Raw genomic sequence first — 14109 nt, 5'->3', positions numbered from 1 at the left:
GCCGTGGTCGATACGTTGCCTCGCGGTCTTCTACGCTTTCAACGCGCGAACTCAAGCGACAGCTTCGCCCTCGAGCGGCAAGGAGAAGGCGTTGGTGACGCCGGCGATCATCGAAAAATAGCCCGCCGTCACCACGAGCCCCATGGTGTGTTCGCGGCCGAGAGCTTCGATCAGGCGGGCCTGCAGGGCGGGTTCCAGCGCTGCACGATGCACAACCGCGTCGGCCAGCGCGAGGACGTCGCGCTCGACGGCGTTCACGTCGGCCGCCTCCTCCGCTGCCGCCGCGACGAGACGCTCGGGCATGCCGATCAGCTCCGCAACGCGAAGATGCTGACCCCGCACATAAGCGGCGCCCGCCCGGTGGGCGACACGCAGCGCCACCAGCTCCCGCAATATCGGATCGATGGTCCCGTCCATCACCGCGCCGCCCAGCCCGGCAATGCGTTTCGCGAGCGGCGGCGCATGGACGAGCAGGCGGAACAGGTTGATCGGCGGCGTCACCGCCAGAACAGCGGCCTGCGCCGGTGTCGCCGTGGCCGGATCGATCGGTTGGATCAGCACGGGCCGGCGTCCGCGCGAAACACCGGCGGCGTCACGGGAAAGCTGCACACGGCTTCGATAAGACGCCCGACCGCCAGGACTTTCGCCTCCTCGAAATGACGCGCGGAAACCTGCAGCGACAGCGGCATCCCGTTTGCCGCGACGCCGCTCGGCACCGCGAGCGCGGGCTGTCCGGTGATGCTGCAAAGCCGCGTGAACCCGACGGTCGCCGTACCGCTGTCGATCATGCGATCGCCGCACGCGATACGGTCGCTGCGCGCCTCGTCAAAGGTGAAGGCCGTGATCGGGGTGGTCGGTGTAAGCAGCACGTCGACGCTTTCCATCGCCGCTTCGACAGCGCGGCGCAGTTCGAATGCCGCGCGGCGTGCCCGAACATGGGCGACCCCATCGAGCGCCTTGAGCTGATCGAGGATCGCCAAGGGCGCCGGGCCATAGGCGTCGCGCTGCGTTCTCAGGCTCGGCTCGTGCCATTCAAGCGCTTCAGGCGCGGCGATTGCGGCCCAGAGTTCGGTCAGGTGATCGAGCGGCGGCAGGCTGATCGAACGAATACGAACGCCTATGTCTTCAAGTTTATTCAACACGGTACGCAGGTTTTCTTCGGTTTCACTGCAACGCAGATCCGGGAACCAGGCGTCCGGCACGCCGATCACGAACGGGCCCGGCGCACGCACCAGATAATCATCCACGGGTCGTTCGGCGGATCGAGGATCGGCGGGATCGTGTGCGGCCAGAACCTGAATCGCCAGCGCGCAATCCTCGACCGATCGCGCCATCGGGCCGACCGTATCCATGCTCGACGAAAGCACGCCCACGCCGCGCAGCGAGACGCGCCCGTGTGTGGGTTTCAGACCCGCGATGCCGCAATAGGCGGCCGGATTGCGGATCGACCCCGAGGTGTCGCTGCCGAGCGCCATCGAACAGAGGCCCGCCGAAACCGCCGTCGCCGATCCGTTGCTCGATCCGCCCGCGACGCGATACCGATCCCACGGATTGCGCGATTCCCGGTGCAGCGGGCTCGGCATCGCCAGCGCGAACTCGAAGGTGTTCGTCTTGCCGAGTATCACGCCTCCGGCCTGCCGGAGACGCGCGACGGCGCCGGCATCTTCGTTCGCTATGTTCTCGGCGAATGCGCGCGATCCGTATGTCGTCGGCATGCCCTCAACGTCGATCACGTCCTTGACGCCGAAGACCAGACCCAGAACCGGGCTTCGCTCCCCGGCCTGCAAGCGCCGGTCGGCGTCTTCCGCCTGCTTGAGCGCAGCGGCCGCGTCTACATGGACGAACCCGCGCAGAGTGCCGTCGACCGCATCGATCCGATCGAGATAGCTGCGGGTCAAGTCGATCGCGCGGAGTTCGCCGCGATCGAGCGCGGCGCGCTGCGCGGTGGCGCTGCCCAGCAGCACGGCATCGGAAACGGTCATCGCAAGTCCTCTCTCGATCGTATGCAGCGGCAGTGCCCCAAGGGTCAGGCGGCGGCGGCGCGCGCGCGCAGCCCGGCCTTGTCGATCTTTCCGTTGGGCAGAAGCGGCAGTTCCGCCATGAACTCGATCGAACGCGGCACCTTGTAACCGGCGAGCAGTGTCCGCGCATGCGCGAGCAGCGCCTCGGTCGTCAGCGCAGTGTTGGTAGCCACGACGAAGGCATGGCCGACCTCGCCGTACAGCGGATGCGGCACGGGAACGACTGCCGCGAAGCGAACCGCGGGGTTCTGTTCAAGCGCCTGCTCTACTTCGCGCGGATAGACGTTGAAGCCACCCGATTTGAACGCCTCGATGCGCCGACCCGAAAGCATGATGTAGCCATCGGCGCGCAGCACGCCCATGTCGCCGGTCCTCAGCCAGCCGTCTTCGGTGAACGCCTCGCGCGTGGCTTCGGGGCGCCGCCAGTATCCGATCATGTTGGTCGATGCGCGAAACTGGATTTCCCCGGCTTCGCCGGTATCGCATTCGGTGCCGTCCTCGCGCGCGATGCGGCAGGGGAATTCGGGCACAGCGCGGCCGATCGAGCCCGCCAGCGTCTCGACATCGGCGCCCTGAACGCTCCAGCACACATTCGCCGTGGTTTCGGTCAATCCGTAAACCACGCCGACCGTCTCACCGAGCGCGCCCAGGCGTTCGATCGTCTCGCGCGGCATCGCCGCCCCGCCCCAGCCTGTGAGTTTCACCGAGCTGACGTCGAATTGCGCGAAATCGGGATCGTTCAAAACCATCTGGACCATGGCGGGAATGCCGCCCCACAGGTTGATCCGTTCCCGCTCGATGATCTCCAGCTGCTCGCGCGGTACGAAGCGTTCGGTCAGCACGATCGTGCCCCCGACCATCAGGTTGGACGCGCATGTATCGCCGACACAGGCGATGTGGTTGATCGGCAGCGAACAGATTTCGCGCGGCGTGATACCCAGATAGCGGCCTCCCTGCCGCCGGTTGCCCGTCACCATGCCGTGATGCGACAGCACGGCGCCCTTGGGTTTTCCCGTGGTGCCGGAGGTGTAGACGATCAGCGCGGGATCAGCGGGCGCAATACGCGCGGCGGCGGTTGCCACCGCGTCGCCGGTCTTGTCACCGGCCGCCAACCAGTCTTCGAAGCGCGTGCCGACATCGTGCGCGCCGCCGCCCAGCACGATCAGTTCACGCACCGACGGCATCCTCGCCAATTCGGCGAGGTCGCTGCGATAATCGCGCTTCTCGAAGTTCGCGATGCCGAAAAGCAGCACGGGCTCCGCGTCCGCGACGACATGCCGAAGCTCTTCAAGCGTGTTGCGGATCCCCAGTCCCAGCCAGATCGCGCCGATCGCGGTCGTCGCAAGGAAATGCACCCAGAATTCGAGCCGCGACGTCGACAACAGCGCGACGCGATCTCCCGGCTGCACGCCGCTTGCCAGCAACGCCGCCGCCATCTGGTCGACAGCCTCGCCAAGCTCCGCATAGGTCAGGCGCCGGGCTTCGAAGATCACGGCTTCACGGTCCGGATGCGCGGCGATCGCAGCGCGCAGGGCGGCATACAGCGTATCGGGGTGCGCTGCCGTCACGCCGTGCCATCCCTGCGAAAGCCCTGCAGCGTCACGTCGGTTTCGGGGATGAGGATCATCGAAAGCCACCGCGTCGACAGCGCGGGCCGCTCCTTCCCCTCGATCTCCACGACAAGGTCGATCGTGCGGCGCAGACGGTCGGGCCCGACCTTGTCGATCTCGACAACCTGGCCGCGCGCCCGGATGCGCGATCCGATCTGCACCGGCTCGATGAAGCGCAGCCGATCGCAGCCGTAATTGATGCCGATCATCGCGACGTCATCGACGCCCTCATATCCGCCGCCGTCGATGCCGCCGGCCATCTCGTGCTGAAAGGCCGTAATCATGGACAAGGTCCAGAAGCCGAACGCGATCGTCCCGCCGAAAGGGCTGTTCTTCGCCGCCCATTCAGGGTCGACGTGCATCGGGTCGGGATCGTGCGTCGATATGCCGAACGCGTTCATGTCCTCCTGCGTGACATCGCGCCACCGGGTCGGACCCATCTCTTTGCCGATGCGCGCCTGTTCGCGCTCGCGGATGATGTCGATAAGCCTCACGCATGTTCCCCAAAGCAAGTGATTCAGTTTATAGTCGATATTGTATCGAGTTTTTGCGCGGCCTGTCCAGACCTAGATATCGAAGCCCGCGATTGCACTTTGCAAAGCCCCCGGCGCACCGGCATCATGCGGCCATGACCACGAACCGCACCCGACGCACCCAGGCCGAACGGCTTGCGAGTACGCGCAGGATATTGGTCGAGGCGGCGATCGCCGAGATCGGAGAGGTCGGCTACGCCAACGCGACGGGCACACTGATCTGCTCGCGCGCAGGCCTCACGCGAGGGGCGCTGAACCATCATTTCCGCGATCGCATGGATCTGATGGTCGCTGTCTGCGAATATGTTTACGCCTCGTTCGCCGCCACGCTCCGCGTCGAGGCGTCGGTCGACATGCCGCTGCCCGAGCGGCTCGAAAGGGTCGTGCGCGCCGCCTGGTCGCAACTGGAAGCCGGCAACAACCGCGCCCTTGTCGAAATCATCGTCGCCACGCGCCACGATCCCGCGCTGCTGGAGCGGCTACGGCCCTTCGTGCAGCGCATGGACCATCATTCGCTGGCGGAATGGCTGCAACTGTTCAGCGATCTCGCCGTGCCGCGCAGGCTTCTCGAAGGCCTGCGCGACCAGTGCTATTCGTCGCTGTACGGCATGTGCCTGATGACCTCCTTCGAATGGACGAAGGAGTACGAGAATTATCAGTTGCGCCTGTTCGTCGAAATGGCGCTCGCCAGATTGTCGGCGGCGCAGCAGAAGCGCCGGAAATCATAGAGCCCCGCGCCCGGTTACTGCGGCACCGTGAAACGAAAATTCCGGCGGAGATCCTCGACGCAGCTCTGGTCGAGCGGTGCCTGCGGATCCACGATGAAACCCGTCAGGATGGTCTGGCCGCACATCGTTTCGGTCAGACCATGGCCGAGCCCCGGAAAGTTGACCAGCCGCCCGTTCGGCAGCCCCTTGAGCGCGATTTCGCCGAGCACCGGCGGCGTCACCGGATCATAGGCCCCGGCCAGGATCAGCGTCGGAATATCGCTGTGCACCCGCGCATGCAGCGCGGCGGGCGCCGAGGCGACCTTCCACGTCGCGCAGTCGGGGCGATCGTAGGCATATTTGAACGCCGCGAACACAGGGCGGGGCCAGTCCCCGGCCGGTCGGCGATGGCCCTTTGCCCATTCCTGCTCATCGTTGCACTGGATCGACAGTTGCATCCCCGCAGCGAACCCTCCGGGCACGCGCTTTTGCTCGTCTCCGCCTGCATCGCGTGTGCCGTCCAGCCGGTCGAAGAAGGCGGCATATTCGCCCTTCGCCAGCGCATCGAGCGCCGCCGGGATACGCGGCAACGCACCGTGGCTGTACATCGCCCGCCGAAGATTATCGAGCACCAGCCGCGCGCTGACCGTCGCCTCGCGCGATGCGCCGGTACGATTGCTGGTTAGCACCGCGCGGGCGGGCGTCTCCGTCAGGCCGGAAAGCCGTTCGATCAGACGGCTGCGCAGATCGGGATACGCCGCGCTGCAAACCGCTTCCGCCGCGCAGTCCGCCAGCACGAGGTCGAGCTGCTCGAAGAACATCGCCGGCTTGTCGTCGAACCCGTTCACCTCCGGCGGATAGGGCGAATCGAGCACGACGGCGCGCAGCCCCTCCGGCTTCAGGCGCATGACCGACAGGCCGAGCCGCGTGCCGTAGGAAACGCCCAGGATGTTCCAGCGATCATAGCCGAGCGCACGGGCGACATCGATCACATCGGCGGCGTTTTCCGCCGTGGAGAACGCCGAAAGATCGGCGATCTTCGCATTGGCCTCGCTGCAGGCCCTGACCGAATCCCGTCGCTCGGACTCGCTTTCAAACCCGTCGAGCCGCTCGTCCCGCGTCGGCTCCGGGCAGGTGAGCGCCGGGCGCGACAGGCCCACGCCGCGCTGGTCGAGCAGCACGATATCGCGGTCCCGCAGCCCCGCCGCCCTGGAAACCGCAGCGGCCTTGTCCGTCAGGATGATCCCCGGCCCGCCCCCGAGGAAGAGGATCGGATCGGCCTGGCGCGGCGAACGGTCGGCAAGAACGATCTGCACTTCGAGCGCGATGGTTCGGGTCGATCGCCCGTCCCGCCGTTCGGGCACGATCACTTGGCCGCAGCGCATCTCCACGCCTTCTGCGGGGAGCTTGCAGGCGCCTTCGACAAAGCGCGGCGCCGCCGACGCATCCACCGCGAGCGCGGGCGACGCCGCCATCATCAATCCCGACAAAACTGCGTGGATCACGCGCGCCCTCCCATTTTGAAAAATTACGCACAGCGACTTGCAACAAACCTATATTTGTTCGTGTATGTATGTTAGTTGAATCGGGTACGCAAGCGGAGTGGAACATGGTCGAATTGCAGGATGCCATACCGATCGCGCGGCGCACATTCCTTGCCGGAGCGGCGGCGATCGGCGCCTATCCCGCGATTGCCGCAGCGCCCGGCGTTCAGCCGCTGGAAGATGCCCTGCGCGACGACCTCGGCAGATTGTCTGCACTTTACGCGACACCGGGCATCGCGGTCGCACTGCTCCAGCGCGGCCAACCCACCCGCTTTCTGTCGACCGGATCGAAGCCAGGCGTGTCCGAGCGCACCGTGTTTCAGGTCGGCTCCATCTCGAAGCTGGCGGCGGCGATTATAACCCTGCGCCTTGTCGATGCGGGGCGGATCGGTTTTCATGAGCCGGTGGCGCGCTATCTGCGCCGCTGGCAGCTGCCGCCGAGCGCGTTTCGCGCCGAAAGCGTCACGATCGCGCGGCTCCTCAGCCATAGTGCGGGCATTTCGGTTCGCGGCTATTTTCCCGGCAGCCTCTACCCCGGCCCTGTGCCCAGCCTTGTCGATTCGATGGAAGGCCGCGCGGCACCGGCCGAGCGTGTCTTCATCAACGCCGCCCCCGGCAGCACCTATGCCTATTCGGGCGGCGGCTATTCGATCCTGCAGGTCGCACTTGAAGATCTGACCGGCCTCCCCTTCAACGATCTCGCGCACCGCGAACTCTTCGCGCCGCTCGGCATGGAGGCAAGCAGCTTCGGCTACGACGGCGTCGTGCGACCCGGCGGCACGCGGCCCCATGACCTTGCGGGCCGCGCGATGCCCGTGCGCGTGTTTCCGAACATGGCCGCCGCCGGCCTCTCGTCCACAGCCGCCGACCTCGCCATTCTGCTGGATGCCGTTTTCGGAGACACGAAAGATCGTCCGGCGTTGCTGTCGCCCGCATCGAGGGCGCTGCTTGCAACGGCCACGGCGCCGCTTTCGCCGCCGGCCGCCCAGCCCGGCTTCAGCCAGATGATGCTCGCGCCCGAAACGGTGCGAGACCCTGCCGCCTTTCGCTACGGCCCCGGCGCAGCCATCGCGCAGCGCGCCGACGGACGCCTGATCGTCGGGCACGGCGGCAGCAAAGCAGGGTGGAAGGCGACCGCGCAATACGCCCCTGAGGGCTCGGGCATCGTCGTGCTGACGAACGGCGAGGCGGGCAACGGCGTCATCCTGTCGGCGGTCTCGCGCTGGCGGGACTGGCTGGACACGGCGGCGGGCGCACCGCCTGTCGGGAAGGCGCTCGATCATGCCCCAATGGCAGCGGCCGCTGCCTTCGCGCGGAACGGAGCGGCCGCCGCCGCCGACGTTATCCGCAACGCCGCAAACGCCCCCGGCGCATGGTTCGTCAGCGACCGCTCGGCGGCCGAAGCCTACGGACAGATCAGCAGTTTCGCCGCGCTGCAGGGCTGGTCGGCATCCGATGTCAAAGCGGCGGCAACAGCGCTTACACACGCGGGGGCGACCAGCTTTCCGCAGTCCGCGTTCGCGCAGGCCGCGTATGCGCTGGCGCTTGCCCAATCGGGTTCCGCGGAAGCCCGGCAGCAGCTCGCGCTTGCGGAATCTCTCGACGCAGACAGCGACAGTCGTCAATTGCTCGCCCAGACGCGGCAGGCGCTGGGAGACGCAAAGTGACCGTCTGGGCGCGCCTGTGCGTCACCGTCCTCGCCGCGTTCTGGACAGTCGCCGCGCACGCCGGCGACCTTGCAGACCGCACCGCCGCCTTTCGCGCCGCGCTGGAGGATGCGCGCATTGAAATCGGCTTCCCCGGTGCGACCGCCGGCTTCGTCGCGCGCGATGGCACCGCAGTCAGCGTTGCCGTGGGTGTCGCCGACACGGCCACGCGCCGGCCGATGCCCACAGAGGCACGCATGATGTCGGGCAGCACCGGCAAAACCTACGTCGCCGCAGTGACGCTGGCGCTCGCGCGAAACGGCGACCTCGATCTCGATGCGCCCATCACCCGCTATCTCGGAACGCCCGACTGGCTGGCCGCGCTGCCCAACATCGATCGCATCACGCTGCGCCAGCTGCTCATGCACCGTTCGGGCCTGCGCGATCACGTCGATGCCCCCGAATTCGGGCAGACGCTGATAAGGCTGGCAATGACCGATCCCGAGGCGGCCTTGACGCCGCAGCAGTGCATCGCGTTTCTCGCGGGTCAGTCGGCGCTGTTCGAACCGGGTCGGGGCTATGCGTATTCAGACACCGGCTATCTGCTCGCCGGTCTGGCGATCGAGGCCGCGACCGGGCGGCGATTCTATGATCTCGCCGACGCGCTGTTTATCGATCCCCTGAACCTTCATTCCACCACGCCCGCTGCCGCGCGCCGCCAGAAAGACCTTGTGCAGGCCTATCCCGCGTGGCCCGAAGGCGCGCAATTGCCGCAAACGATATTGGAAGCGCCCGGCCTGCTGCGCTGGAATCCGGCGTCCGAATGGACAGGCGGCGGCTTTGTCACCACTGCGCGTGACGCTGCGGTCTGGGCCCATGCGCTCTACGGCGGCAGCGCGATGCGCGGGCGCTATCTGCCGGAACCGCTCCGCTCCGAACCGATCGCGGACGGCAGCGAAACGCGCTAGGGCCTCGGCGTCTCGATCGCGCCCTCACCCTGGGGGCCGCTTTACGGCCACAGCGGCTATTATCCGGGCTACCGTTCCGATCTTGCCTATTTCCCGGACCTCGGAATTGCCGTCGCTTTCCAGATCAATACGGAAACAGGTGTGCGTTCAGGCAAGGTTCTGGACCGCATCCGCAACGCGCTCGTGGCATCCCTCACCACACCGCCCGCGCGGTGAAAGCCGCCATTTCCCGCGATACTGTGGCTGGAATGCCGCATCGTCGCAGGTTTCGACAATCACGGGCGGCAACAGAATGCGACAGGACGCATGCAACGCGAGAAACGCTCTTGCGGCAAGAAATTCGATATCATATCGTGTTTGAGTCGGGAGCCGATCAGGAGGCGTCGACAGACTGGGGGGTTATTATGAACATGTCTCGTTGCACGATCTTGGCAGGCATCGCCGCTTCGGCGCTCATGGCGGATCTCGCCCAGGCGCAAACCACACCGGCGGCGGGTGCGCCCGTGGTCGTTTTCACCGACGAAATTCTCGTCACGGCGCGGCGCCGCGAGGAATCGCTGCTGGATGTCGCCAGTTCGGTCGCGGTCATCAGCGCGGATACGATCACGGCCTCCGGGTCGGCGACCTTCAGCGATCTCGGCTTTTCCGCCGCCAACGTCGTCTTCAACAATTCGGTCAACGTCTCGGGTTTTCGCGGCGTCTCGATCCGCGGCATCCAGGGCCGCACCGGCATTTACGTGGATGATATTCTGCTCGGCAACGAAGCCAGCGCGAACGTCGCCGTGAACGATGTCGAGCGTGTCGAAATCCTGCGCGGCCCGCAGGGTACGACATTCGGCCGCAACACGCTGGCGGGCGCGGTCAACACGATCACGCGTCGACCCTCGTTCGATTGGACGGGGTCGGCAAAGGGCGCTTACGGCAACTATGGCCGGCGGGGGCTCGATGCCTATGTCTCGGGTCCGCTCGTCGATGATGTGCTGGCGTTCAAGGCGTCGGCAGTCCGTTTGAAGACCGACGGCTATGAAGTCGATGCCGACGGAAACGACGTGATGACGCAGGATCTGTGGGCAGCGCGCGGCACGTTTTTGTTCACGCCTGCGGAAAATCTTCGGTTCCTGGTCGGCGGCGACTACCAATACGACGATCCGATCGTGAACGCCTATCACCTCGTCACCGGGCCGGGCACGACCTACGTGGAAAACACGATCGCCACGTCGTTCCAGAACAAGAACAGCCGTGAAAATTACGGCGCTTTCTTTCGCGGTGAATTCGAAGCGTCGGACGCACTCAAGCTGGTGTCGATCACCGCGCTGCGCAAAACGCGTTCCGATTTCTATCTCGATTACGATTTCCTGTCGGCAGACATCTTCTACGAAAAGGGTCCGCGCAACGTCGACGAGTTCAGCCACGAATTCCGGGCGTCGGGCGATGTCGGCATCGTCAGCTGGCTGGCAGGCATCTATTATTACGACTCCAAATATATCGACCGCAACAGCAGCTTCCTCGGGGTAGACTATGGAGGGCCGGCAACCGGTGGGCTCACGCTCGGCCAGCTCGGTCTTCCCGGGGCGATTTCCACCCAGTATCTGCGCCGCGACAACTCCAGCCTCGCCGGCTACGGATCGGTCGATATCCGCGTCACGCCGCAGCTGAAAGTCGTGCTCGGCGCGCGCTACTCGCACGACACGGTGCGCGAGGAGACCTTCACCGGCAACCTCACCAGCCGCTTCGTGATCGGGGCAGTGACGCCCCAGGTTCATCCCATCGTCGCGTACCCGAAGATCACGTCCAACCGCTTCACGCCGTCGGGCAGCATCTCGTACGAACCGAACGACGACATGAACCTCTATGCCACGATCGGAACCGGCTATCAGACCGGAGGCTTCAACGCGTCCGCCTGCAACGGCTCCACGACGCTCGCCAGCTGCGAATACAAACCCGAGACGCTGACCAGCTACGAAATCGGCTACAAGGCCCGGCTGTTCGATCGCAAACTGCAGTTCAACCTGGCGGCCTTCTACCTCGATTACCGCAATCTTCAGCGCAACCAGCGCTTCTTCTATCAGGTCGATGGATCGACGGTTCAGATCGACACCACGACCAATGCGGCGCGCGCCTCCGGCCGCGGTGTGGAGCTGGAATTCCAGGCCCGTCCGATGGAGGCGCTCAGCTTCGACGGCAGCGTCGGCTATCAGGACTCCCACTACAACAGCTACCCCAATGCGCCGGTGCGCGTCGCATTGTCGGGTGCGCCGCAGCTGCGTGATCTCAGCGGCGATGCCCTGCCCTACGCGCCCAAATGGACGGGCAGTGTCGCGGCGAACGTCACCGGCAATCACGCGCTTGGTGAATTCCGTCTGCGCGCGGAACTCCAGTACCGCGATCCCTACAAGACCGCCGACGGCCCCTTCTACATCTACCAGATCAAATCGCAGACAAACCTCAACCTCTCGGCCGAAACCGAAATTGCAAAAGGCGTGTCCATCGCGGTTCGCGCCCGCAATGTGCTCAACAAGCAGTACATCATCAATCAGAGCTACGATGCCAGTTTCACCGGCCAGTTCTACGTCGCACGCAGCGAGCCGCGCTACGTGTGGGCCGAGGTCCGCTTCGACTTCTGAACCTTCGCAACAAGATGACGCGCAGCAGGCGATCCGATTTTATCGGGTCGCCTGTTTCAATTGTGGATTTGTGATGATTTCCGAACCATTGCATGCTCTCAAATCGCTTTAACCGACGGGTGAGACAATGAAGATCGTTACCGAAGCACAGGCGCGTGAAGCCGTTACCCTGGTTGAAGCGATCGCGTTGATGGAGCAGGTCTTCATCGCCCTGCATCGCGGCGAGGCGGAGATTTTTCCGGTCGTGCTCGGCCACGGGTCCGATCCGAGCAGCCGGTTCAGCATGAAGGGCGGGCTGATCCGGCCCCTGCATGCGGTCGGCCTGAAGGTCGGCACCTATTGGCCCGCGAACCGGGCGCGCGGTCTGGAAAGCCACGGATCGACGACGCTGCTGCTCGATGACGAAACCGGCGCGCCAAGAGCGATGGTCGGCGCAACGCACCTGACCGCGCTGCGCACCGCTGCGGCGGACGGCGTCGCCACGCGCGCGCTCTCCCGCCCCGAATCCGCAACGCTCGCCGTCGTCGGCGCGGGCCACCAGGCCTGGTTCGAGATGCTTGCCGTGCTCGCGGTTCGGCCGATCCGAAACGTCGCCGTCTGGAGCCGCTCGCCCGACGCCGCCGCTGCCTTTGCGGAGCGCGCAAGGCGCGAAACAGGCCTCGACGTATCCTCCGGCAGCATCGAGAACATCTGCCGATCCGCCGACATCATCATCACCGCAACCGCCGCCCGCGAGCCCCTCGTTCAAAGCGCGTGGGTTCAGCCCGGCACGCACATTTCCGCGATGGGCGCGGACTCCGAAGGCAAGCAGGAACTCGATACACGTCTCGCGGGCATGGCCCGCCTGTTCGCCGACAGCGTGGAGCAGTCGCTCAGCATCGGCGAGTTCGAAGCGGCAAGAAAAGCAGGGCTTGCAAGCTCCGCAATCACATCGCTCGGCACGGTGCTGGCCGGGGACGCACCCGGGCGAGCATCCGCAGACGACATCACGATCTTTGACAGCTCGGGCATCGCCCTGCAGGATCTCGCCATGGCGGCGCATGTTCTGCAATGCCTGGAAAACAGCGAAACCGCCGCCTGACGCAATGTGTCAAATCCGTGAAACATCGGGCGCCCATAGGGCATCTGTCGGCAACAAGGACCGGGCGGGCATTGAGCAAGATGAAGAAGAGCGGCGGCGGCCCCGCGGTGAACGACGATCTCCGCCGCGAGATCGCCGAAGCGCTGCTCGCCGGCGATGACCCCGCGCGTCTCGCGCAGCGGATCGCGAGCCGGGGCATCGGCCATGCGCTTGTCGTGTCGGAAATCGAGCGCGCGCGAAAGAGCCCCTATCTCGCCGCCGGAGAGCGCCTGCGCGCCCGCCTCCAGAAGCGCGACTGGTTCCTCGCCAATTATGCAAAGCTCGCCCCGCCCGCCTCGGGAGAGGTGCCGCGCGTCCACGCGATGCCTGCGGAAACCTTCTACGCCGATCATTACGCCGCGCACCGCCCCGTCGTCCTCACCGGCCTCGTCGATCACTGGGCGGCGCTGAAACGCTGGTCGCTCGATGATTTCGAAGCCCGCGTCGGCGATGCAGAGGTGCGCGTGCAATGGGCGCGCGATTCCGATCAGGACTACGAGCGCAATTCAGACGCACACGGCGCCGTGCGCCCGTTTCGCGAAATCATCGCCCGCCTGCGCGCCAGCGAAACCGCGCCGACGAACGATTTCTACGTCACCGCCAACAACCACACGCACAACCGCGACGCCCTCGCCCCGCTCTACGGCGACACCGGCCCCCTCCCCGGCTACCTTGCCGAACCCGGCGGCCCGGGTGGTTTTCTCTGGATCGGCCCGAAAGGCACGATCACGCCCTGGCACCACGATCTCACCAACAATCTGCTGCTCCAGATCGCGGGCCGCAAGCGCGTCCGCCTCGTCTCCAGTCACCACAGCGCGCTCATGCGCAACAGCCGCCACTGCTTCAGCGACTGGGGCGCGCAGCCCCTCGAACCCGGCCCCGGCGACGGCACCCGCCCGCCCGTGATGATCGCCGATCTCGGCCCCGGCGAAGCGCTGTTCATCCCCGTCGGCTGGTGGCACTATGTCGAAGGCCTCGACGTCACGATCGGCATGAGCTTCACGAACTTCGCACGCGACAACGATTTCTGGTCGCACTATTCGACCTACGGGGCGGTGTAGGCTCCGCGCTTCAGATGCTCCCGCAATCGCTCGGTGCGCGCCGCACTGCGAACCGATCCGCGATCCAGTCAAGTGTTTCGTCCGCAGAATCCGTAGCGCTAGTCGCGTGGCCGGAACCGTTGATTGCAATATAGCGCAGCCGCGCGCCCGACCGGCACAGCGCCTTCGCATGGGCACGCGTTACCTGTTTAGTCCCTCGTTTTGATGGTGCGGTTCTCTGATAAACCGTTTTGGCTGCTCGGACCATATTTTGCAGACATATTCATATGGGGTGA

The 14109-nt window shown here is 65.5% G+C and carries 11 protein-coding genes; 6 read left to right on the top strand and 5 right to left on the bottom strand.

The window, feature by feature from the left end; translation table 11 throughout:
* Positions 1-51: 51 nt before the first annotated feature.
* From GGQ98_RS14340 to GGQ98_RS14325, 4 genes are read right to left on the bottom strand one after another with little or no spacing between them, the layout of a single operon-like run.
* Positions 52-561, bottom strand: coding sequence for a carboxymuconolactone decarboxylase family protein (locus GGQ98_RS14340; RefSeq protein ID WP_184070701.1), 510 nt, complete (start codon positions 559-561; stop codon positions 52-54).
* Positions 555-1982: an amidase gene (locus GGQ98_RS14335; protein ID WP_184070700.1), complete on the bottom strand. Its 1428-nt coding sequence runs from the start codon at positions 1980-1982 to the stop codon at positions 555-557. The genes GGQ98_RS14340 and GGQ98_RS14335 overlap by 7 nt, the downstream gene beginning before the upstream one ends.
* A 44-nt stretch (positions 1983-2026) precedes the next feature.
* On the bottom strand, positions 2027-3589 hold the full coding sequence (locus GGQ98_RS14330) for an AMP-binding protein (RefSeq protein ID WP_184070698.1): 1563 nt from the start codon (positions 3587-3589) through the stop codon (positions 2027-2029).
* Positions 3586-4125: a MaoC/PaaZ C-terminal domain-containing protein gene (locus GGQ98_RS14325; protein WP_184070696.1), complete on the bottom strand. Its 540-nt coding sequence runs from the start codon at positions 4123-4125 to the stop codon at positions 3586-3588. Before GGQ98_RS14325 ends, GGQ98_RS14330 begins: the two co-directional genes overlap by 4 nt.
* A 134-nt stretch (positions 4126-4259) precedes the next feature.
* Between GGQ98_RS14325 and GGQ98_RS14320 the strand changes: the two genes are divergently transcribed.
* Positions 4260-4892 (top strand): TetR/AcrR family transcriptional regulator, encoded by a 633-nt coding sequence (locus GGQ98_RS14320; protein WP_184070694.1) that lies wholly within the window; start codon positions 4260-4262, stop codon positions 4890-4892.
* A 14-nt stretch (positions 4893-4906) separates the two neighbouring features.
* Here GGQ98_RS14320 and GGQ98_RS14315 read toward each other — a convergent pair whose 3' ends face one another.
* Positions 4907-6376 carry an alpha/beta fold hydrolase gene (locus tag GGQ98_RS14315; RefSeq protein WP_184070692.1) on the bottom strand — a complete coding sequence of 490 codons (1470 nt, stop codon included), beginning with the start codon at positions 6374-6376 and terminating at the stop codon, positions 4907-4909.
* A 104-nt stretch (positions 6377-6480) separates the two neighbouring features.
* On the opposite strand from GGQ98_RS14315, the gene GGQ98_RS14310 reads away from it, so the two are divergent.
* The 5 genes from GGQ98_RS14310 to GGQ98_RS14290 all read left to right on the top strand — a co-directional run bounded on the left by GGQ98_RS14310 (position 6481) and on the right by GGQ98_RS14290 (position 13834).
* Entirely contained in the window at positions 6481-8082 is a 1602-nt protein-coding gene (locus tag GGQ98_RS14310; RefSeq protein ID WP_184070690.1) for a serine hydrolase domain-containing protein, read from the top strand.
* Positions 8079-9029 carry a serine hydrolase gene (locus GGQ98_RS14305; RefSeq protein WP_184070688.1) on the top strand — a complete coding sequence of 317 codons (951 nt, stop codon included), beginning with the start codon at positions 8079-8081 and terminating at the stop codon, positions 9027-9029. Before GGQ98_RS14310 ends, GGQ98_RS14305 begins: the two co-directional genes overlap by 4 nt.
* A 404-nt stretch (positions 9030-9433) precedes the next feature.
* Positions 9434-11653 carry a TonB-dependent receptor gene (locus GGQ98_RS14300; protein WP_184070686.1) on the top strand — a complete coding sequence of 740 codons (2220 nt, stop codon included), beginning with the start codon at positions 9434-9436 and terminating at the stop codon, positions 11651-11653.
* 127 nt (positions 11654-11780) lie between these two features.
* Positions 11781-12734: an ornithine cyclodeaminase family protein gene (locus GGQ98_RS14295; protein ID WP_184070684.1), complete on the top strand. Its 954-nt coding sequence runs from the start codon at positions 11781-11783 to the stop codon at positions 12732-12734.
* An 80-nt stretch (positions 12735-12814) separates the two neighbouring features.
* Positions 12815-13834, top strand: a complete 1020-nt coding sequence (locus GGQ98_RS14290) for a cupin-like domain-containing protein (protein ID WP_184070742.1) — start codon at positions 12815-12817, stop codon at positions 13832-13834.
* The last annotated feature ends 275 nt before the right edge of the window (positions 13835-14109 follow it).

The sequence above is a fragment of the Sphingosinicella soli genome, from assembly GCF_014199685.1.
Taxonomy (GTDB): domain Bacteria; phylum Pseudomonadota; class Alphaproteobacteria; order Sphingomonadales; family Sphingomonadaceae; genus Sphingosinicella; species Sphingosinicella soli.
The sequence above is the reverse complement of the archived record's forward strand: the minus strand, read 5'-3'. Positions and strand labels throughout refer to the sequence as shown.

Excerpts from the sequence above, each read along its gene's own strand:
- GGQ98_RS14290 (WP_184070742.1), top strand. The coding sequence starts at position 12,815 with ATGAAGAAGAGCGGCGGCGGCCCCGCGGTGAACGACGATCTCCGCCGC.
- GGQ98_RS14320 (WP_184070694.1), top strand. The coding sequence starts at position 4,260 with ATGACCACGAACCGCACCCGACGCACCCAGGCCGAACGGCTTGCGAGT.
- GGQ98_RS14310 (WP_184070690.1), top strand. The coding sequence starts at position 6,481 with ATGGTCGAATTGCAGGATGCCATACCGATCGCGCGGCGCACATTCCTT.
- GGQ98_RS14295 (WP_184070684.1), top strand. The coding sequence starts at position 11,781 with ATGAAGATCGTTACCGAAGCACAGGCGCGTGAAGCCGTTACCCTGGTT.
- GGQ98_RS14300 (WP_184070686.1), top strand. The coding sequence starts at position 9,434 with ATGAACATGTCTCGTTGCACGATCTTGGCAGGCATCGCCGCTTCGGCG.
- GGQ98_RS14335 (WP_184070700.1), bottom strand. The coding sequence starts at position 1,982 with ATGACCGTTTCCGATGCCGTGCTGCTGGGCAGCGCCACCGCGCAGCGC.